Here is a 13,386-nt window from a genome sequence, read left to right on the forward strand (position 1 = left end):
CAGAGTGTGCCACAAACCTCAGTGCCTGTGACCGTCAGCGCGGCTTTTCAACCGGCTGTCAGGTTTTAGTCGATGGCTTTTACCGGGATCTGCAGGGCGTTGGAGGTTTCGGGAACCTCGGGAACGGCCAGTCCCAGGTTGTTCTTGTCAAAGACCTTGTCGGCACGGTAACTGGAGCGAACCATCGGGCCTGAGGGTACTTCCATAAAACCTTTTTCCAGGCCGATGTCGCGATAGCGATTGAACTCCTCTGGAGTCACGTAGCGTTCGACCGGAAGGTGGTTCGGTGTCGGGCGCAGATACTGTCCTAGGGTGAGGATATCCACGCCAATGGCGCGAAGGTCATCCATGGTTTGCAGGATTTCCTCTTCGGTCTCGCCCAGCCCCAGCATCAGGCTGGTTTTGGTCAGAACATCCGGGTTGTGTTTTTTGGCGTGCTCAAGAACGCTAAGAGTCTTCTGGTAACCCGCACGTGGGTCGCGTACCCGGCGGGTCAGGCGCTCGACGGTTTCCACGTTCTGTGCGAACACATCCAGGCCAGAATCAACGACCAGTTCAACGTTGCTCATCACCGCGTCGAAGTCCGGGGTCAGGGCTTCAACAGCCACCTCCGGGGTGCGTTGCTTGATGGCGGAAACGCAGGCTGCGTAGTGGGCGGCACCGCCGTCTTCGAGGTCGTCCCGGTCGACTGAGGTAAGAACGATGTAGCGCAGCCCCATAAGCTCAACGGATTTTGCGGTGTTTTCCGGTTCGTCATGATCGAGCCAGCCGTTCGGGTTGCCGGTGTCGACGGCACAGAACTTACAGGCGCGAGTACACACGGAACCCATGACCATGATGGTGGCTGTGCCATTGGTCCAGCATTCCCCGATATTGGGGCAATGGGATTCCTGGCACACCGTGCTGAGCTTGTGCTCAGTTACATTACGGCGCACGGCGTCGTAGCGCTCACCGCCCGGCATCCGGGCTCTCAGCCATTTGGGTTTTCGCTCTACCGGCTTGCTTTCGTCGCTGGCAGTGGAAGAACGTTTAACGCCGTCCTTGATGGCGGAGAATCCGTGTTCGTTGCGGAATTTTGTGCCGCTGGTAATACGGGGCTTTGCGCTTTCGCTCATTGACCGGAGGCTCTCAACTTAGGGTATGGAGAACCCTAAAGGTTAATCCCCGGAGAGTGGAGTTACAAGGCGGGTAAGGGCAATCACGGGGGTGCCGGGCACGACATTGGTCGTACCCGGTTGATGTCTATCAAGCCTGAGATTTCTCCAGGGCCTGGGTAACGTCGGCAATGATGTCATCGACATGTTCGATGCCGATAGACAATCGGACAAGATCCTCACTGACGCCCGCGCTCTTCAACTCGTCTGCATTGAGCTGGCGGTGAGTCGTGGTGGCCGGATGGCAGGCCAGGGATTTGGCATCGCCGATATTCACCAGGCGCAGGATAAGATCCAGTGCGTCAATGAATTTCGCGCCCGCTTCCCGACCACCCTTGATGCCGAAACTCAGGATGCCGGAGGCTTTGCCGCCGCAGATTTTTTCGCAGGTGGCCTTATAGGGGCTGCTGTCGAGGGCTGCGTAGTTTACCCATTCCACGGCAGGGTGATCCTCAAGGAATCGCGCCACCTTCTCGGCATTCTCACAATGGCGTTCCATGCGCAGGGCCAGGGTTTCCATGCCCTGCATGATCAGGAATGAGTTGAACGGAGACAGGGCAGCACCGGTGTTGCGGAGCGGAACAACCCGGCAGCGACCGATAAAGGCGGCAGGTCCCAGCGCTTCGGTGTAGACCACGCCGTGATAGGACGGGTCTGGCTGGTTCATCATAGGGAACTTATCTGCGCTGGCTTTCCAGTCGAATTTACCAGAATCAACGACCACGCCCGCCACGGTTGTGCCGTGTCCGCCCGCGTACTTGGTGAGCGAGTGGATGACGATATCGGCACCGTGTTCAAAGGGGCGGCACAGGATCGGGGTAGCAACGGTATTGTCTACGATCAGAGGGATGCCATGCTTGTGAGCGATCTCTGCCCAGCGTTGCAGGTCGACCACGTTGCCCGCAGGGTTACCGATAGACTCACAGAACAGGGCGCGGGTCTGATCGTCGATGGCCTTCTCTACGGCGTCGAAGTCATCATGAGGCACCATGCGGCACTCAATACCCTGGTTGGGCAGGGAGTGGGCGAACAGGTTGTAGGTTCCGCCATAGAGTTGGCTGGTGCTGACAATGTTGTTGCCGACCCGGCAGATAGTCTGCAGCGCGTAGGTGATGGCTGCCATGCCAGATGCTACTGCCAGAGCACCCACGCCACCTTCAAGGGCAGTCATCCTTTCTTCAAGAACGCCATTGGTGGGATTCATGATTCGGGTGTAGATGTTGCCCTGTACCTTCAGATCGAACAGATCAGCGCCATGCTGGGTATCGTCAAAGGTGTAAGACGTCGTCTGGTAGATCGGAGTCGTGGCGGCCCTGGTGGTAGGGTCGCTTTTAAACCCGGCGTGGAGCGCGAGAGTTTCCGGTTTCATCGCTACGTTCCTTGCTGTTGGATTGTTCTTGGTTTCGTCCGGCTCTGGAGTATGCCACATCCGATGTGGCGGGCGTACAGGCCAGCTTGTCCTGAATTTGCTTGCGGGCTTTTTTATATCAGCGCGCCATTGACGATAGCCCGAAGTTCCTGGCGAATCGGATAAGATGACGAAGGCATGAGCTGGGTCATGAAGATGGCAACCAGCTCCTCTTTTGGATCGATAAAGAAATTCGTACTGGCCAGGCCGCCCCAGCCGTATTCACCTTCTGAACCATTAGTGTGGGATTTTGCTACATCGGTCTTGACGGAAAATCCGAGCCCGAATCCGCTTCCCTCGTAAGGAGTCTCACTGAAAGAGCCGATGGATAGCGCTGGCAGGTCTTTCCCGCCTGGCAGATGATTCAGGCGCATGAATTCCAGGGTTTTGCGCCCGATGATCCTGTTACCCTGGTATTCGCCACCCTGGCAAAGGGCCTGGGCAAAGCGGAAGTAGTCGTCGATGGTCGATACGAGGCCGCCCCCACCTGAAAGGAATTTTGCCGGTTTGAGGTATCGTGAGCGTTGAGGATCGTCCTGCAGCTTCATTGAATCACCAGGCTGGTAGAGGTAACAGGCCGCAAAACGTTCAAGTTGATCCTCCCGGACCTGAAAGCCGGTATCACTCATGCCCAGAGGCTCAAAAATATGGTCCCGGAAATAATCATCCAGGGGCTGGCCGGAAATAACCTGTACCAGATAACCCAGAACATCCGTTGAGACAGAATAGTTCCAGGCTGTGCCGGGGGAAAACTCCAGCGGCAGTTCTGCCAGCCGTTCAATCAGAAGGTCCAGGGTGAGAATGGAGCTGCCGTCGAGTTTCAGTTGGCGGTAGGCCGCATCCACGTTGGTCCGTTCCATGAAGCCATAAGTGAGCCCGGACATGTGAGTCATCAGATCTCTGATGGTCATGGTTGTGGCTGCGGGCTTGGTTTCGAACTCCGGATAGCTCCCGCCCTTGTAAACCTTCAGGTTACGCCACGACGGAATGTATTTGTGGACCGGATCGTCGAGGAGAACCCGCCCCTGTTCGTAGAGCTGCATCATTGCAATCGACGTAATCGGTTTGGTCATGGAATAGATGCGGAACAGGGTGTCCCTCTGAGCCGGTTTATTTCGCTCTACATCCATCAACCCCTGCGCATGAACCCAGGCCACCTGGCCGCGGCGTGCAATCAGTGTAACGGCGCCGGGAATCTTACCGGGGGCGATGTAGTTGTTCTCGATATGGTGCGCAAACCGCTCCAGATGTTCGACGGACAGGCCGGCGACAATTCCGCTTTCTGACATGGCAGGACTCCTGTTGGTTCAGTCGCGAGCTTATGACAATCCGCGATCTGTTAGAAGTCGACAGCTTAGCTGGATTTTCCGGTGTTGGTACGGAAAGGCAGGCAAACCACTGCATAGGCTGCCAGCATCGAAACGCTCAGAAAGGCCGTCTGGGCGATTGAATTGGAAATAACCAGAATGCCTGGCAGGGTGATAATGCCCGCCGCGCCAAGCTCCAGAAATCGGTTTCTCATCGGGTGTCCGTTGAACTCAGTGTGCAAAAATGAGGCGGCATTCTAACGGCACACGGGGTGCAGTAAATCCCTACTTTAGGTTGAGCTGGCCGAAGGTCGTAGTGAGCAGACAGTTACCTGTGGCGCTCTTGCTTCCTGGCTTTCAGGTAGTCGGTAATGGATGGATAGAAAAAAATTGCCAGGCACGCCCAGAACATCACAACCGATAACAGTGCTGCTTTCAGGCTGGCTCCGGAGAAGACCAACGCAACAGGCACGATTAGCACGGCCAGAAAAATGGAAAAAGCGTGACGGGGGTTCATTGTGCGATACAACCTGAATACGCAGCCAATGGGTAGACACCTATCTTAGCGAATTGCTGCTGGGGGAACTGTCAAAGCTTGTGTAATTTGTTGGGCATCTTGTAGCTGGTGTTACGAACAATGCCGGAGGGTTGAAAATACCACTTAATCGATGCTGGCAACTATGCGGCTTGCCGCTCTCTGAGCTAGTCTGGAAAGACGAGGTAAGGTACTGCCTGCCTGGGCCGAACGGCTCAGGAACATTATCAGACATTCGGATTGCAAGATGTTGTCCACCGCGCTGCGAATCTTTATTGTCGTTCTTCTACCCTTGGTGGCTCAGGCCCAAAGCCAGGAGAGGTTTCGGGTTGGCGTAGGGTTAGGTATGGAGGAAGTGATCGGAGCTGCCGATGGAGGTATTTTCGGCGCTCTTGCACCGATTTACCGGTGTGTTTTCGAGAGGGCAGGGATCGACGCGTATTATCTCGCTGTGCCGGTAAAGCGAGGCTTGCAGTACCTGCAGTCAAATAAAATCTCCGCACTGATGCCCCTGGCCCGAAATGACGACCGGGACCGGGCGGGAATTTTTGCCGGCACGCTATTTGAAGTGGACTACGCGTTTGTCTCCTTCAAGCCCCTGGACGGCATGGAGCAAAATCGTGGGCTCAGGTATGCCATTCCCCGAAGCTTTATCGGTCGCCGATTCATTCAGGATGAGAACGCGAGCATACAGGAAGTCTCGGAGTGGGATCAGCTGGTTGCGCTGCTAAGCCATGCCCGGGTGGATGTCGCCATAGTTCCTGATCCGATGATTGATCGCCTGTTCGGGGTGCACGCGGATCGTGTTTATCGCAAGATAGCAGGTACATTGCCGGCTTCGCTGTATTTGTCTCGGGCGATGGAAGAGTCGGGTGTGGCGGACCGCGTGAGGCAGTCAGTGGCGTTCTGTCGTGTCGATGATGCTGCCAGGGATATTCTTCGGTAGCGGGGGTGTTTCTAGGGCGTAATAAAAAAGGGTTACAGCGTAAACTGTAACCCTTTGAAATCTGGTAGCAAGGGGCGGAGTCGAACCGCCGACCCCAGCATTATGAGTGCTGTGCTCTAACCAACTGAGCTACCTTGCCATTGCTTCAACGTCGGAAGCGGCGCGTATAATAGGATTGGGGTGTTATTGTGTCAAGGGCTTAAGCAAAGAATCGGTAGGTTATTTTCGATTTTTTTCAGATGAGGCTCGATATGTATGGTTGGGATGAGTTTTCGAGTCTCACTTGGTCTGCTTGGCGGCGACTGCTTAAGGCGCATTTTCAGGGGCAGAGAAGAGCTACTTTCGGGAGGGCTTCACGCAGTGAGGCCCAGCCCATGCCGAGGTTTGCTTTGCGCCCGGTAATCAGTACTAGCAGGGCGTTGTGCTTGCCCGGCACGATCGACATGAAGTGGTAGGTTTTCTCGGTCGTCATTTGTACTTCCTGAAGCAGGCGATGAACTTCGGTCCCACGCTGTGAAGCAATCAGGTTTTCGACCGTACTTACGGTTTTGCCACGGAACATATCAACCGCGGCAGCTGCTACGGCGTCGAGGTAACTTTGGGTGAAGTAGGGCACGTTATGCGCAACGGATAGGAGTAATCCAGATTCAAGGTCAACAACTGCAGCGCCCAGGGCGTCGTATACTTCGCTTACCATGGTTTCACAGATTTCATTCAGATTTGCCATGTTGTGCGTTCTCTCTCATTAAGTCGCTTTTATTAATGTAAGTGCGCAGCCTGTTTTCCTTTATATATCCGCCATGCGTCTCTCTGACTCAGCTTAGATGCCGATTAATTTTTTGCTGGTCTTGTGAAGAACATTAGGGTGGAAATTGATTTGCATCAAACTATTGGGCGTAGAGATTTATGTGTTTCTGCGAGTTTGATTTTGATGAATGTGTCGGTGTGGTATCGACATGAGGGGAGTAATGCGGAAGTGACCTCAACCCTGGCTGGGTTGAGGTCATATATATCAGTAGATTAGACGTTAAAGCGGAAGTGGATGACGTCGCCGTCCTGAACGATGTAATCCTTGCCTTCCAGGCGCCATTTACCGGCTTCTTTGGCTCCGGATTCTCCATTGCAGGCGACGAAGTCATCGTAACCGACGATCTCGGCACGAATGAAACCGCGTTCAAAATCTGTATGGATAACGCCTGCGGCCTGAGGGGCCGTTGCGCCGATTTTCACTGTCCAGGCACGGACTTCCTTCACGCCGGCGGTGAAGTAGGTCTGGAGGCCCAGCAGGCCGTAGCCGGCACGGATAACGCGATCCAGGCCGGGTTCTTCCATCCCCATTTCGTCCAGGAACATCGACTTTTCGTCGTCTTCCAACTCTGAAATTTCGGCTTCCAGTTTGTTGCAAATAGGAACGACCACGGCGTTTTCAGCGGCGGCGATTTCCTTCACAGTGTCCAGGTGAGGGTTGTTCTCGAAGCCGTCCTCATTAACGTTGGCGATATACATGGTCGGCTTGACGGTCAGCAGACACAGTTCCCGGATAAGGCCCATCTGGTCCTTGTCGAGATTCATGCTGCGCACCGGTTTACCTTCGTTCAGCACTGGCAAAAGAGTCTCGAACATGTCGAGTTGTGCCTTTGCTTCTTTGTCGCCGCTTTTCGCGACGCGCTGAACACGCTTGATGGCCTTTTCGACGGTATCCAGGTCTGCGAGCGCCAGTTCGGTATTGATAATCTCAATATCGGAAGCCGGATCTACTTTGTTGGCGACGTGGATAACATTATCGTCCTCAAAGCAGCGAACAACATGGGCGATGGCGTCGGTCTGACGAATGTTTGCCAGGAACTGGTTGCCCAGGCCTTCACCCTTGGAGGCGCCTTCAACAAGTCCCGCAATGTCCACGAATTCCATAGAGGTCGGGATAGTGCGCTCGGGCTTCACAATCTCGGCCAGTTTGTTGAGACGAGGGTCCGGCATGGCGACTACGCCGGCATTTGGCTCGATGGTGCAGAACGGGAAGTTCTCGGCACCAATGCCGGATTTGGTGAGCGCGTTGAACAGGGTGGATTTGCCGACGTTGGGAAGGCCGACGATGCCGCAGTTAAATCCCATGGAGTGCCTCTGCTGGAACTGAAAAATTTGGGCGGGATTATACCGGGGTATCGGGGTTGGTGCGAGTAAGGGGTTGTGCCTTGATCAGGCTGTCGGCTTGAAGCTGTGAAGGCGATTCATTGCGGCTGCCAGTTTGCCGTTAGCTGCATCGGGCAGTACGCGCATGGCTTCATCAAAGACAGCGTCGAGCTCTTCGGTTTCCTGCTTGCCCAGGCGGCCGAGAACAAAACCCGTCACCTTGCGGCTGTCGCCGGGGTGGCCAATGCCGAGTCGAAGGCGTTGAAAGTCTTTTGTGCCAAGGTGTGCGATGGTATCCCGGAGGCCGTTGTGTCCGCCGTGTCCGCCGCCCTTTTTGAGCTTTGCTGTGCCTGGAGGTATGTCGAGTTCGTCATGGGCAACGAGGATCTGTTCGGGATCGATCTTGAAGAAATCCGCGAGTGCCTTGATGGCCAGACCGCTTCGATTCATGAACGTGGTGGGGTTCAGGAGGTGCAGGTCCATGCCCTGCCAATGGATGCGGGTGTACAGCCCGTGGTATTTCTTTTCAGGTCTGAGCGTCTGGCCCGCTTGGCGGGCCAGAGCTTCGACGAACAGGGCGCCGGCGTTGTGGCGGGTATTCTCGTAGTCGGCACCGGGGTTACCCAGACCGACCACCATAACAATATCCTGTGCCATTCGCCGTTGCCCCCGCAGCGATTATTCCTCGCCGCCTTCCTCGCCTTCACCTTCTTCGGCTTCGTCACCCTTCGCGCCTTTCGGCTTGTGGATGGCCAATACCGGCAGGTCGTGATCTTCACCCTGCTGCAGAGCGGCGATACGAACACCTTCTGGCAGCTTGATGTCGCTCAGGTGTACAACCTGGTCCATTTCGATGTCAGTCAGGTCGATTTCCAGGAACTCAGGCAGGTCCTGCGGGCGACATACAACTTCAACTTCGGTCATCTGGTGAGAAACAACGCCGCCGTGTGTCTTAACGGCAGGAGCGGTTTCTTCGTTCAGGAAGTGCAGCGGTACGTTAACGTGGATGTCGTGATCCTTGTCAACGCGCTGGAAGTCAGCGTGGCTGATCAGCGGCTTGTACGGGTGACGTTGCAGGTCCTTCAGGATAACGGTCTCTTTCTTGCCACCGAGTTCGATGGTCAGGATGTGAGAGAAGAACGCTTCGTTTTCCAGAGCCTTTTTCAGCTCGTTGTGCCAAATGGCAATCGGAGTAGCTTCAGCGTTACCACCGTAGATGATGGCCGGGATTTTTTTCTCTTCGCGACGCAGGCGGCGGCTCGCACCTCTCCCCTGGTCGTCACGAGGAAATGCTTCGATTACAAATTCCTGAGACATGGTATTAACCTCAATGTTCATCCGAGAGGCCCGCGACCAGGCTTTGGCTCAGATGATATTTCTGAAAAGCCGGATTTTTCCGGCTGACTAAAAGAGTCGGGAGCCTTATGAGGCTCCCGACTCGATAACTGCCTGTTTTGCCTGAAGATCAGAGCGTGCTTTGCTCTCAGGCGTTCTCAAACATGGCGCTGATAGATTCTTCGTTGCTTACCCGGCGGATGGACTCGGCGAGCAGGCCAGCCATGCTGAGGACGCGGATTCTATCACAATTCTTGACTTTGTCACCCAGTGGGATGGTGTCGCAGACCACCAGTTCATCCAGATCGGAGGCGTTGATATTGTCAATCGCCGGGCCGGACAGGACAGGGTGGGTAATATAGGCAACAACCCGTGCCGCTCCGTGTTCTTTCAGAGCATTGGCTGCCTTGCAAAGCGTGCCGGCAGTATCGATGATGTCGTCGACAAGAATGCAGGTCTTGTCGCGAACGTCGCCGATAATGTGCATAACCTGGGAGACGTTGGCTTTTGGTCGACGCTTGTCGATGATGGCCAGATCAGCGTCGTCGAGCTTTTTGGCTACCGCGCGGGCCCGGACAACGCCGCCCACATCAGGAGATACCACGATAAAGTTCTCGAAACGCTGCTTCTCGATGTCTTCGAGCATGACCGGGGTGGCGTAGATGTTATCCACCGGGATGTCGAAGAAGCCCTGGATCTGGTCAGCGTGCAGGTCAACCGTCAATACGCGGTCAACGCCGATGCTGGAAATCATGTCAGCAACAACTTTTGCGCTGATGGCCACCCGGGTGGAGCGAACACGACGATCCTGGCGGGCGTAACCGTAATAAGGGATTACGGCGGTCACTCGTGTTGCAGAGGCACGGCGAAGTGCATCGGCCATCACGATGAGTTCCATCAGGTTGTCGTTGGTGGGGTAGCAGGTGGGCTGAATGATGAAAACATCATGGCCACGAACATTCTCATTGATCTCGACGGTGGTTTCGCCGTCGCTGAAGCGGCCTACAGTGGCCTGACCCATGGGAATGTGGAGTTTCTGGGCGATAGCTTTGGCAAGCTCAGGATTGGCGTTGCCAGCGAAAATCATCAATTTGGACACGACGGCATCCTTCTCAATATCGGCGTTTGATTCGGAAGAAGCGGGAGAAAGGTGGCTGGGGTGGCAGGATTCGAACCTGCGCATGACGGGATCAAAACCCGTTGCCTTACCACTTGGCGACACCCCAGTATCGTGCTTTTTTGGCATCATTCCAGCTCTGTCAGCTTTTTGTGAAGAGGTGATGTGTTCACCCCTTTAGCTACGAACCCTGTGATGCCGGAGGGTTTGCTTTCCCAGATAATCCGGGCTGCGGATTCTGTAGGGAAACGTCCAAAAATGCAAGCCCCGGTTCCGGTTAATCTTGCAGGTCCGAATTGTGCAAGCCATTCCAGGCTTTGGTTAACCTCAGGATACAGTCTTCGAACCACATCCTCACAGTCGTTTCGGTACCTCGAGGCGTCTCCCTCAAAAGCGGGCGCTATTGTGATTCTCGGGGTGTCCCTTGTCAACCCTTCTTCTGAAAAAATCTTTCCGGTGTTTATTTCGCAATCAGGTTTCAGGACAACGAACCAGTCTTCAGGTGGATTTACCGGTGTCAGTTGTTCGCCCACCCCCTCTCCGAAGGCTGCATGGCCGCGGACAAACACAGGAACATCTGCGCCCAACTCCAGGCCAATGTCGGCCAGTTCGTCAGTGCCAAGGCCGACCTTCCATAGATGGTTCAGTGCAAGGAGTGTTGTTGCGGCATTGGAGCTGCCTCCGCCGAGGCCTCCGCCCATGGGCAGGCGCTTTTCGATTTCTATGGTTACCCCCGGTATCGAACCTGACGCACGGTCGAGGACGGCCCGTGCGGCTCTGACGATCAGGTTGTCCTCATCCGGGACACCCGGGATAGACTCTTTGAGTCGCACTCCGGGCTTGTCATGGGTCAGGGTGAAAGTGAGGTCGTCGCCGTAGTCCAGAAACTGAAACAGGGTCTGGAGTTCGTGGTAGCCATCAGGGCGCCTGCCAACGATATGCAGGAACAGGTTGAGTTTGGCTGGCGCAGGGAGGGTAATGCTGTTCATTGTGTACGCTCCCTGAGGTGCCAATCGCTGACAACCAGTCGAACCCGCTTGTCGTCTTTCAGGGCGGTAATGCGAGCGGGGAGGGCAGGATAATCGATCAGGAACTGGTTCCAGCGGTCATATCGGATTTCCCAGCCTGCCTGGCGGATGATGGCCAGCTGTTGGCTCTCATCAAACAGTAGGCGGAAGTCATCAGACGGCGCGGGGAGCCCGCGAATCCACCAGACGAGGTGGTCCAGGGGTAACTGCCAGCCCGTGGCGGCTTCTATCAGGGCTTCCGGATTGCCGGAACGGTAGGTGTCGCCGCCGGGCAGAGTGAGCTCAATGAATCCCGGAGATCCATTCAGTGTCGTGCTGCCCATCCCCAGAAATGACGACGAAAGCGCCAGGTCGTAGGCGTCTCCATTTTGTATCCAGTGGTTGATGATGGCGCTGCCGCTATCAGAAGGCTGCTTTACAGCCAGTTTGCCGGTCAGCTGCCAGTGCTGGAAGCGGCTCAGGCGATCTGAGCGCTCGGCCCATCCAGCGGGGGGCTGATCCGTCATACCCTCAGGGAGTGGTTCCACCTGAATCGTCGTACAGGCGCTGATCAGGGCTACAACTGCGAGCACATGCGTTGTGAGCCACAAGCGAACACGCTTTGGCATCAGATACCACCATTATCGGTCAGTCGCTGGATGGTTTCCCGTAGGATTTCATGCTCAGCATCCTGTTCAAGACCTTTCTTCCAGATGATGCGAGCCTGCTCCTCGGCGCCAGTCATCCACAGCGCTTCACCATAGTGAGCGGCTACTTCCGGGTCTGGATAGGCAGACCAGGCCCGGGACAGATAGTCCAGCGCCGGTTTGATTCTCCCTTCCTGAAACAGAACCCAGCCCATGCTATCGAGAATGGCGGGATTTTCAGGGTCCAGGGCCAGTGCCCGTTCGATGTAGCCCCGGGCTTCTTCCAGGCGATCAGTCCGCGTGGTGAGTATATAGCCGAGGGCGTTGAGGGCGATTGCGTTGTCCGGGTTCTCGTTGACGATTTGTTTCAGGTCGCTCTCCGCCTGAGCAGCATCTCCCATGCTGTCCAGTAGCATGGCTCTGGCGTAGCGGATCTGAACGTTGCCGGGGTAGGCTTCGAGAGCCTCGTCAGCGGTGGCCAGAACATCTTCCTGCAGGTTCTGGTCCAGCAGAAGGTTAACTTCCAGCAACCAGAAGTTTTCGGCCTGTCCCGGGTTGGCTGCCCGAAGGTTTCGGATATGTTCCAGAGCCTCGTCCAGCTTGCCCTGTTCGGCGAGTAGTTCGCTCGAGCGGGCCAGGGACGGGAGGTAGTAGCTTCCGTCTTTCACCCTCTGGTAAAAGCCGATGGCTCTTTCACTTTCCCCGGCCTCGTCTTCTATGCGTCCCAGGTAATAGTTCGCTTCGTTGGTGTGGTGGCCTTGCGCGGCAAGTTCCATCAGTTCGTCCCGGGCAAGTTCGGTCTGGTTGTTTTCCAGTGCTACCAGTGCGTGGGACAGTTTGAGCCCGGGGACATTCGGGAACCGGTTGACCAGGCGCGCGAATTCATCCTGAGCCGCCTGCAGTTCACCTTCGCCAATGAGCATCCTGCCGTAGAGCGTACCCATCGGCCGGTTTGCCGGGTACTTCCGGGTGTTCACCATCAGGTGATCCAGTGCCTGGCGTTTTTCTCCCATTAAATAAAGAAGGTCGCCTTTCAGAATAATGGCGGGCTGGAAATTCGTGTGTTTGCTGAGCAGTGTTTCCAGTCGCTCCAGTGCTGAGGTCAGGTCACCGGTGTTTTTTTCGAGCAGTGCGATACTGTATTCAAGCTCGGGTGTGTCCGGGTGGCGCTCAGCCGTCTTCTTATAAAGGAACAACAACTCGTCCTGCTGGCTTTCCGGCAGGTTGCCTGCCATGGCGGCAAGGCTGTCAAAGTCTGCGTCGCCGCCCTGGTCCATGATCTTTTCCATGTGCCCGAGAGCGGTTTCCAGATCATTCGCCTTGATTGCCTGAATGGCCGAAACCCGGTGTGCCTGAATGTTGTCCGGGTCAACCTCCAGCCATAACTCGGCCAGTTGCTGCTGGGCATTATCCCCATTCAGTGACTGGGCGATCCGCATGGCGCGCTCAATGACGCCTTCATCCCGGGATTTCTGTGCAGCTTTCAGGTAGTTCACCAGGGTGACGTCGAAGCGTCCTCGCTGAGCTGCGATTTCACCGGATAACAGCAGATAAAGGACTTCCGGTTCGAAGTCGGCATACTCAATGGTTTTGTCGGCAGGTTCTGCCGCAGGCTGGGCGACTTTTTGAGGCTCAGGAGTTTCCTCCGGGCCGGTGAGACTGGAACAACCTGAGAGTGTCAGGCCCAACAGGCAGGTCACCAAAAACGGTGCGGATCTATACATGCAACTTCCCGTGATCTGTCGACGACGCATCAGAATTGGCCTTGCCTTAGCCCTTTTTATTGAGCTGGGTCGGGTT

At 55.6% G+C, this 13,386-nt stretch carries 14 protein-coding genes and 2 tRNA genes; 1 reads left to right on the plus strand and 15 read right to left on the minus strand.

Annotation, left to right across the window (positions count from 1 at the left end; all coding sequences use genetic code 11):
- Positions 1-65: 65 nt before the first annotated feature.
- The 5 genes from lipA to FWJ25_RS12660 all read right to left on the minus strand — a co-directional run bounded on the left by lipA (position 66) and on the right by FWJ25_RS12660 (position 4,386).
- Positions 66-1,115, minus strand: a complete 1,050-nt coding sequence (gene lipA / locus FWJ25_RS12645) for a lipoyl synthase (protein WP_149600615.1) — start codon at positions 1,113-1,115, stop codon at positions 66-68.
- Positions 1,116-1,245: 130 nt separating this feature from the next.
- The gene (locus FWJ25_RS12650) at positions 1,246-2,523 is read right to left on the minus strand and encodes an O-acetylhomoserine aminocarboxypropyltransferase/cysteine synthase family protein (RefSeq protein WP_149600616.1); all 1,278 of its coding nucleotides are present in this window, start codon (positions 2,521-2,523) and stop codon (positions 1,246-1,248) included.
- Between the two features lie 113 nt (positions 2,524-2,636).
- Positions 2,637-3,851, minus strand: coding sequence for a serine hydrolase domain-containing protein (locus tag FWJ25_RS12655; RefSeq protein ID WP_149600617.1), 1,215 nt, complete (start codon positions 3,849-3,851; stop codon positions 2,637-2,639).
- A 65-nt stretch (positions 3,852-3,916) separates the two neighbouring features.
- Positions 3,917-4,084: a hypothetical protein gene (locus FWJ25_RS19640; protein ID WP_188093626.1), complete on the minus strand. Its 168-nt coding sequence runs from the start codon at positions 4,082-4,084 to the stop codon at positions 3,917-3,919.
- A 113-nt stretch (positions 4,085-4,197) separates the two neighbouring features.
- The gene (locus tag FWJ25_RS12660) at positions 4,198-4,386 is read right to left on the minus strand and encodes a hypothetical protein (RefSeq protein WP_149600618.1); all 189 of its coding nucleotides are present in this window, start codon (positions 4,384-4,386) and stop codon (positions 4,198-4,200) included.
- A gap of 265 nt (positions 4,387-4,651) precedes the next feature.
- On the opposite strand from FWJ25_RS12660, the gene FWJ25_RS12665 reads away from it, so the two are divergent.
- Positions 4,652-5,350, plus strand: coding sequence for a transporter substrate-binding domain-containing protein (locus tag FWJ25_RS12665; RefSeq protein ID WP_149600619.1), 699 nt, complete (start codon positions 4,652-4,654; stop codon positions 5,348-5,350).
- Between the two features lie 62 nt (positions 5,351-5,412).
- Here FWJ25_RS12665 and FWJ25_RS12670 read toward each other — a convergent pair.
- The 10 genes from FWJ25_RS12670 to FWJ25_RS12715 all read right to left on the minus strand — a co-directional run bounded on the left by FWJ25_RS12670 (position 5,413) and on the right by FWJ25_RS12715 (position 13,310).
- A tRNA-Met gene (locus tag FWJ25_RS12670) sits at positions 5,413-5,489 on the minus strand.
- A 180-nt stretch (positions 5,490-5,669) separates the two neighbouring features.
- Positions 5,670-6,077 (minus strand): hypothetical protein, encoded by a 408-nt coding sequence (locus tag FWJ25_RS12675; RefSeq protein WP_149600620.1) that lies wholly within the window; start codon positions 6,075-6,077, stop codon positions 5,670-5,672.
- Between the two features lie 293 nt (positions 6,078-6,370).
- Complete coding sequence (gene ychF, locus FWJ25_RS12680) at positions 6,371-7,462, minus strand: redox-regulated ATPase YchF (RefSeq protein WP_149600621.1); 1,092 nt, start codon at positions 7,460-7,462, stop codon at positions 6,371-6,373.
- A gap of 84 nt (positions 7,463-7,546) precedes the next feature.
- Positions 7,547-8,137, minus strand: coding sequence for an aminoacyl-tRNA hydrolase (pth, locus tag FWJ25_RS12685; RefSeq protein ID WP_149600622.1), 591 nt, complete (start codon positions 8,135-8,137; stop codon positions 7,547-7,549).
- 21 nt (positions 8,138-8,158) lie between these two features.
- Positions 8,159-8,797, minus strand: coding sequence for a 50S ribosomal protein L25/general stress protein Ctc (locus FWJ25_RS12690; protein ID WP_149600623.1), 639 nt, complete (start codon positions 8,795-8,797; stop codon positions 8,159-8,161).
- Between the two features lie 166 nt (positions 8,798-8,963).
- Positions 8,964-9,914 (minus strand): ribose-phosphate pyrophosphokinase, encoded by a 951-nt coding sequence (locus FWJ25_RS12695; protein ID WP_149600624.1) that lies wholly within the window; start codon positions 9,912-9,914, stop codon positions 8,964-8,966.
- A 52-nt stretch (positions 9,915-9,966) separates the two neighbouring features.
- Positions 9,967-10,041: transfer RNA gene (locus FWJ25_RS12700), tRNA-Gln, on the minus strand.
- A gap of 19 nt (positions 10,042-10,060) precedes the next feature.
- Positions 10,061-10,921, minus strand: coding sequence for a 4-(cytidine 5'-diphospho)-2-C-methyl-D-erythritol kinase (gene ispE, locus FWJ25_RS12705; RefSeq protein WP_149600625.1), 861 nt, complete (start codon positions 10,919-10,921; stop codon positions 10,061-10,063).
- Complete coding sequence (gene lolB / locus FWJ25_RS12710) at positions 10,918-11,568, minus strand: lipoprotein insertase outer membrane protein LolB (RefSeq protein ID WP_149600626.1); 651 nt, start codon at positions 11,566-11,568, stop codon at positions 10,918-10,920. The genes ispE and lolB overlap by 4 nt, the downstream gene beginning before the upstream one ends.
- Positions 11,568-13,310, minus strand: coding sequence for a tetratricopeptide repeat protein (locus FWJ25_RS12715; protein WP_149600627.1), 1,743 nt, complete (start codon positions 13,308-13,310; stop codon positions 11,568-11,570). Before FWJ25_RS12715 ends, lolB begins: the two co-directional genes overlap by 1 nt.
- Between the last annotated feature and the right edge of the window lie 76 nt (positions 13,311-13,386).

Origin of the sequence: Marinobacter salinexigens (assembly GCF_008370345.1) — a bacterium.
Classification (GTDB): Bacteria; Pseudomonadota; Gammaproteobacteria; order Pseudomonadales; family Oleiphilaceae; genus Marinobacter; species Marinobacter salinexigens.

Coding starts and splice junctions, on each gene's coding strand:
- lipA (WP_149600615.1), bottom strand. CDS start 1,115: ATGAGCGAAAGCGCAAAGCCCCGTATTACCAGCGGCACAAAATTCCGC.
- FWJ25_RS12650 (WP_149600616.1), bottom strand. CDS start 2,523: ATGAAACCGGAAACTCTCGCGCTCCACGCCGGGTTTAAAAGCGACCCT.
- FWJ25_RS12655 (WP_149600617.1), bottom strand. CDS start 3,851: ATGTCAGAAAGCGGAATTGTCGCCGGCCTGTCCGTCGAACATCTGGAG.
- FWJ25_RS19640 (WP_188093626.1), bottom strand. CDS start 4,084: ATGAGAAACCGATTTCTGGAGCTTGGCGCGGCGGGCATTATCACCCTG.
- FWJ25_RS12660 (WP_149600618.1), bottom strand. CDS start 4,386: ATGAACCCCCGTCACGCTTTTTCCATTTTTCTGGCCGTGCTAATCGTG.
- FWJ25_RS12665 (WP_149600619.1), top strand. CDS start 4,652: ATGTTGTCCACCGCGCTGCGAATCTTTATTGTCGTTCTTCTACCCTTG.
- FWJ25_RS12675 (WP_149600620.1), bottom strand. CDS start 6,077: ATGGCAAATCTGAATGAAATCTGTGAAACCATGGTAAGCGAAGTATAC.
- ychF (WP_149600621.1), bottom strand. CDS start 7,462: ATGGGATTTAACTGCGGCATCGTCGGCCTTCCCAACGTCGGCAAATCC.
- pth (WP_149600622.1), bottom strand. CDS start 8,137: ATGGCACAGGATATTGTTATGGTGGTCGGTCTGGGTAACCCCGGTGCC.
- FWJ25_RS12690 (WP_149600623.1), bottom strand. CDS start 8,797: ATGTCTCAGGAATTTGTAATCGAAGCATTTCCTCGTGACGACCAGGGG.
- ispE (WP_149600625.1), bottom strand. CDS start 10,921: ATGAACAGCATTACCCTCCCTGCGCCAGCCAAACTCAACCTGTTCCTG.
- lolB (WP_149600626.1), bottom strand. CDS start 11,568: ATGCCAAAGCGTGTTCGCTTGTGGCTCACAACGCATGTGCTCGCAGTT.
- FWJ25_RS12715 (WP_149600627.1), bottom strand. CDS start 13,310: ATGTATAGATCCGCACCGTTTTTGGTGACCTGCCTGTTGGGCCTGACA.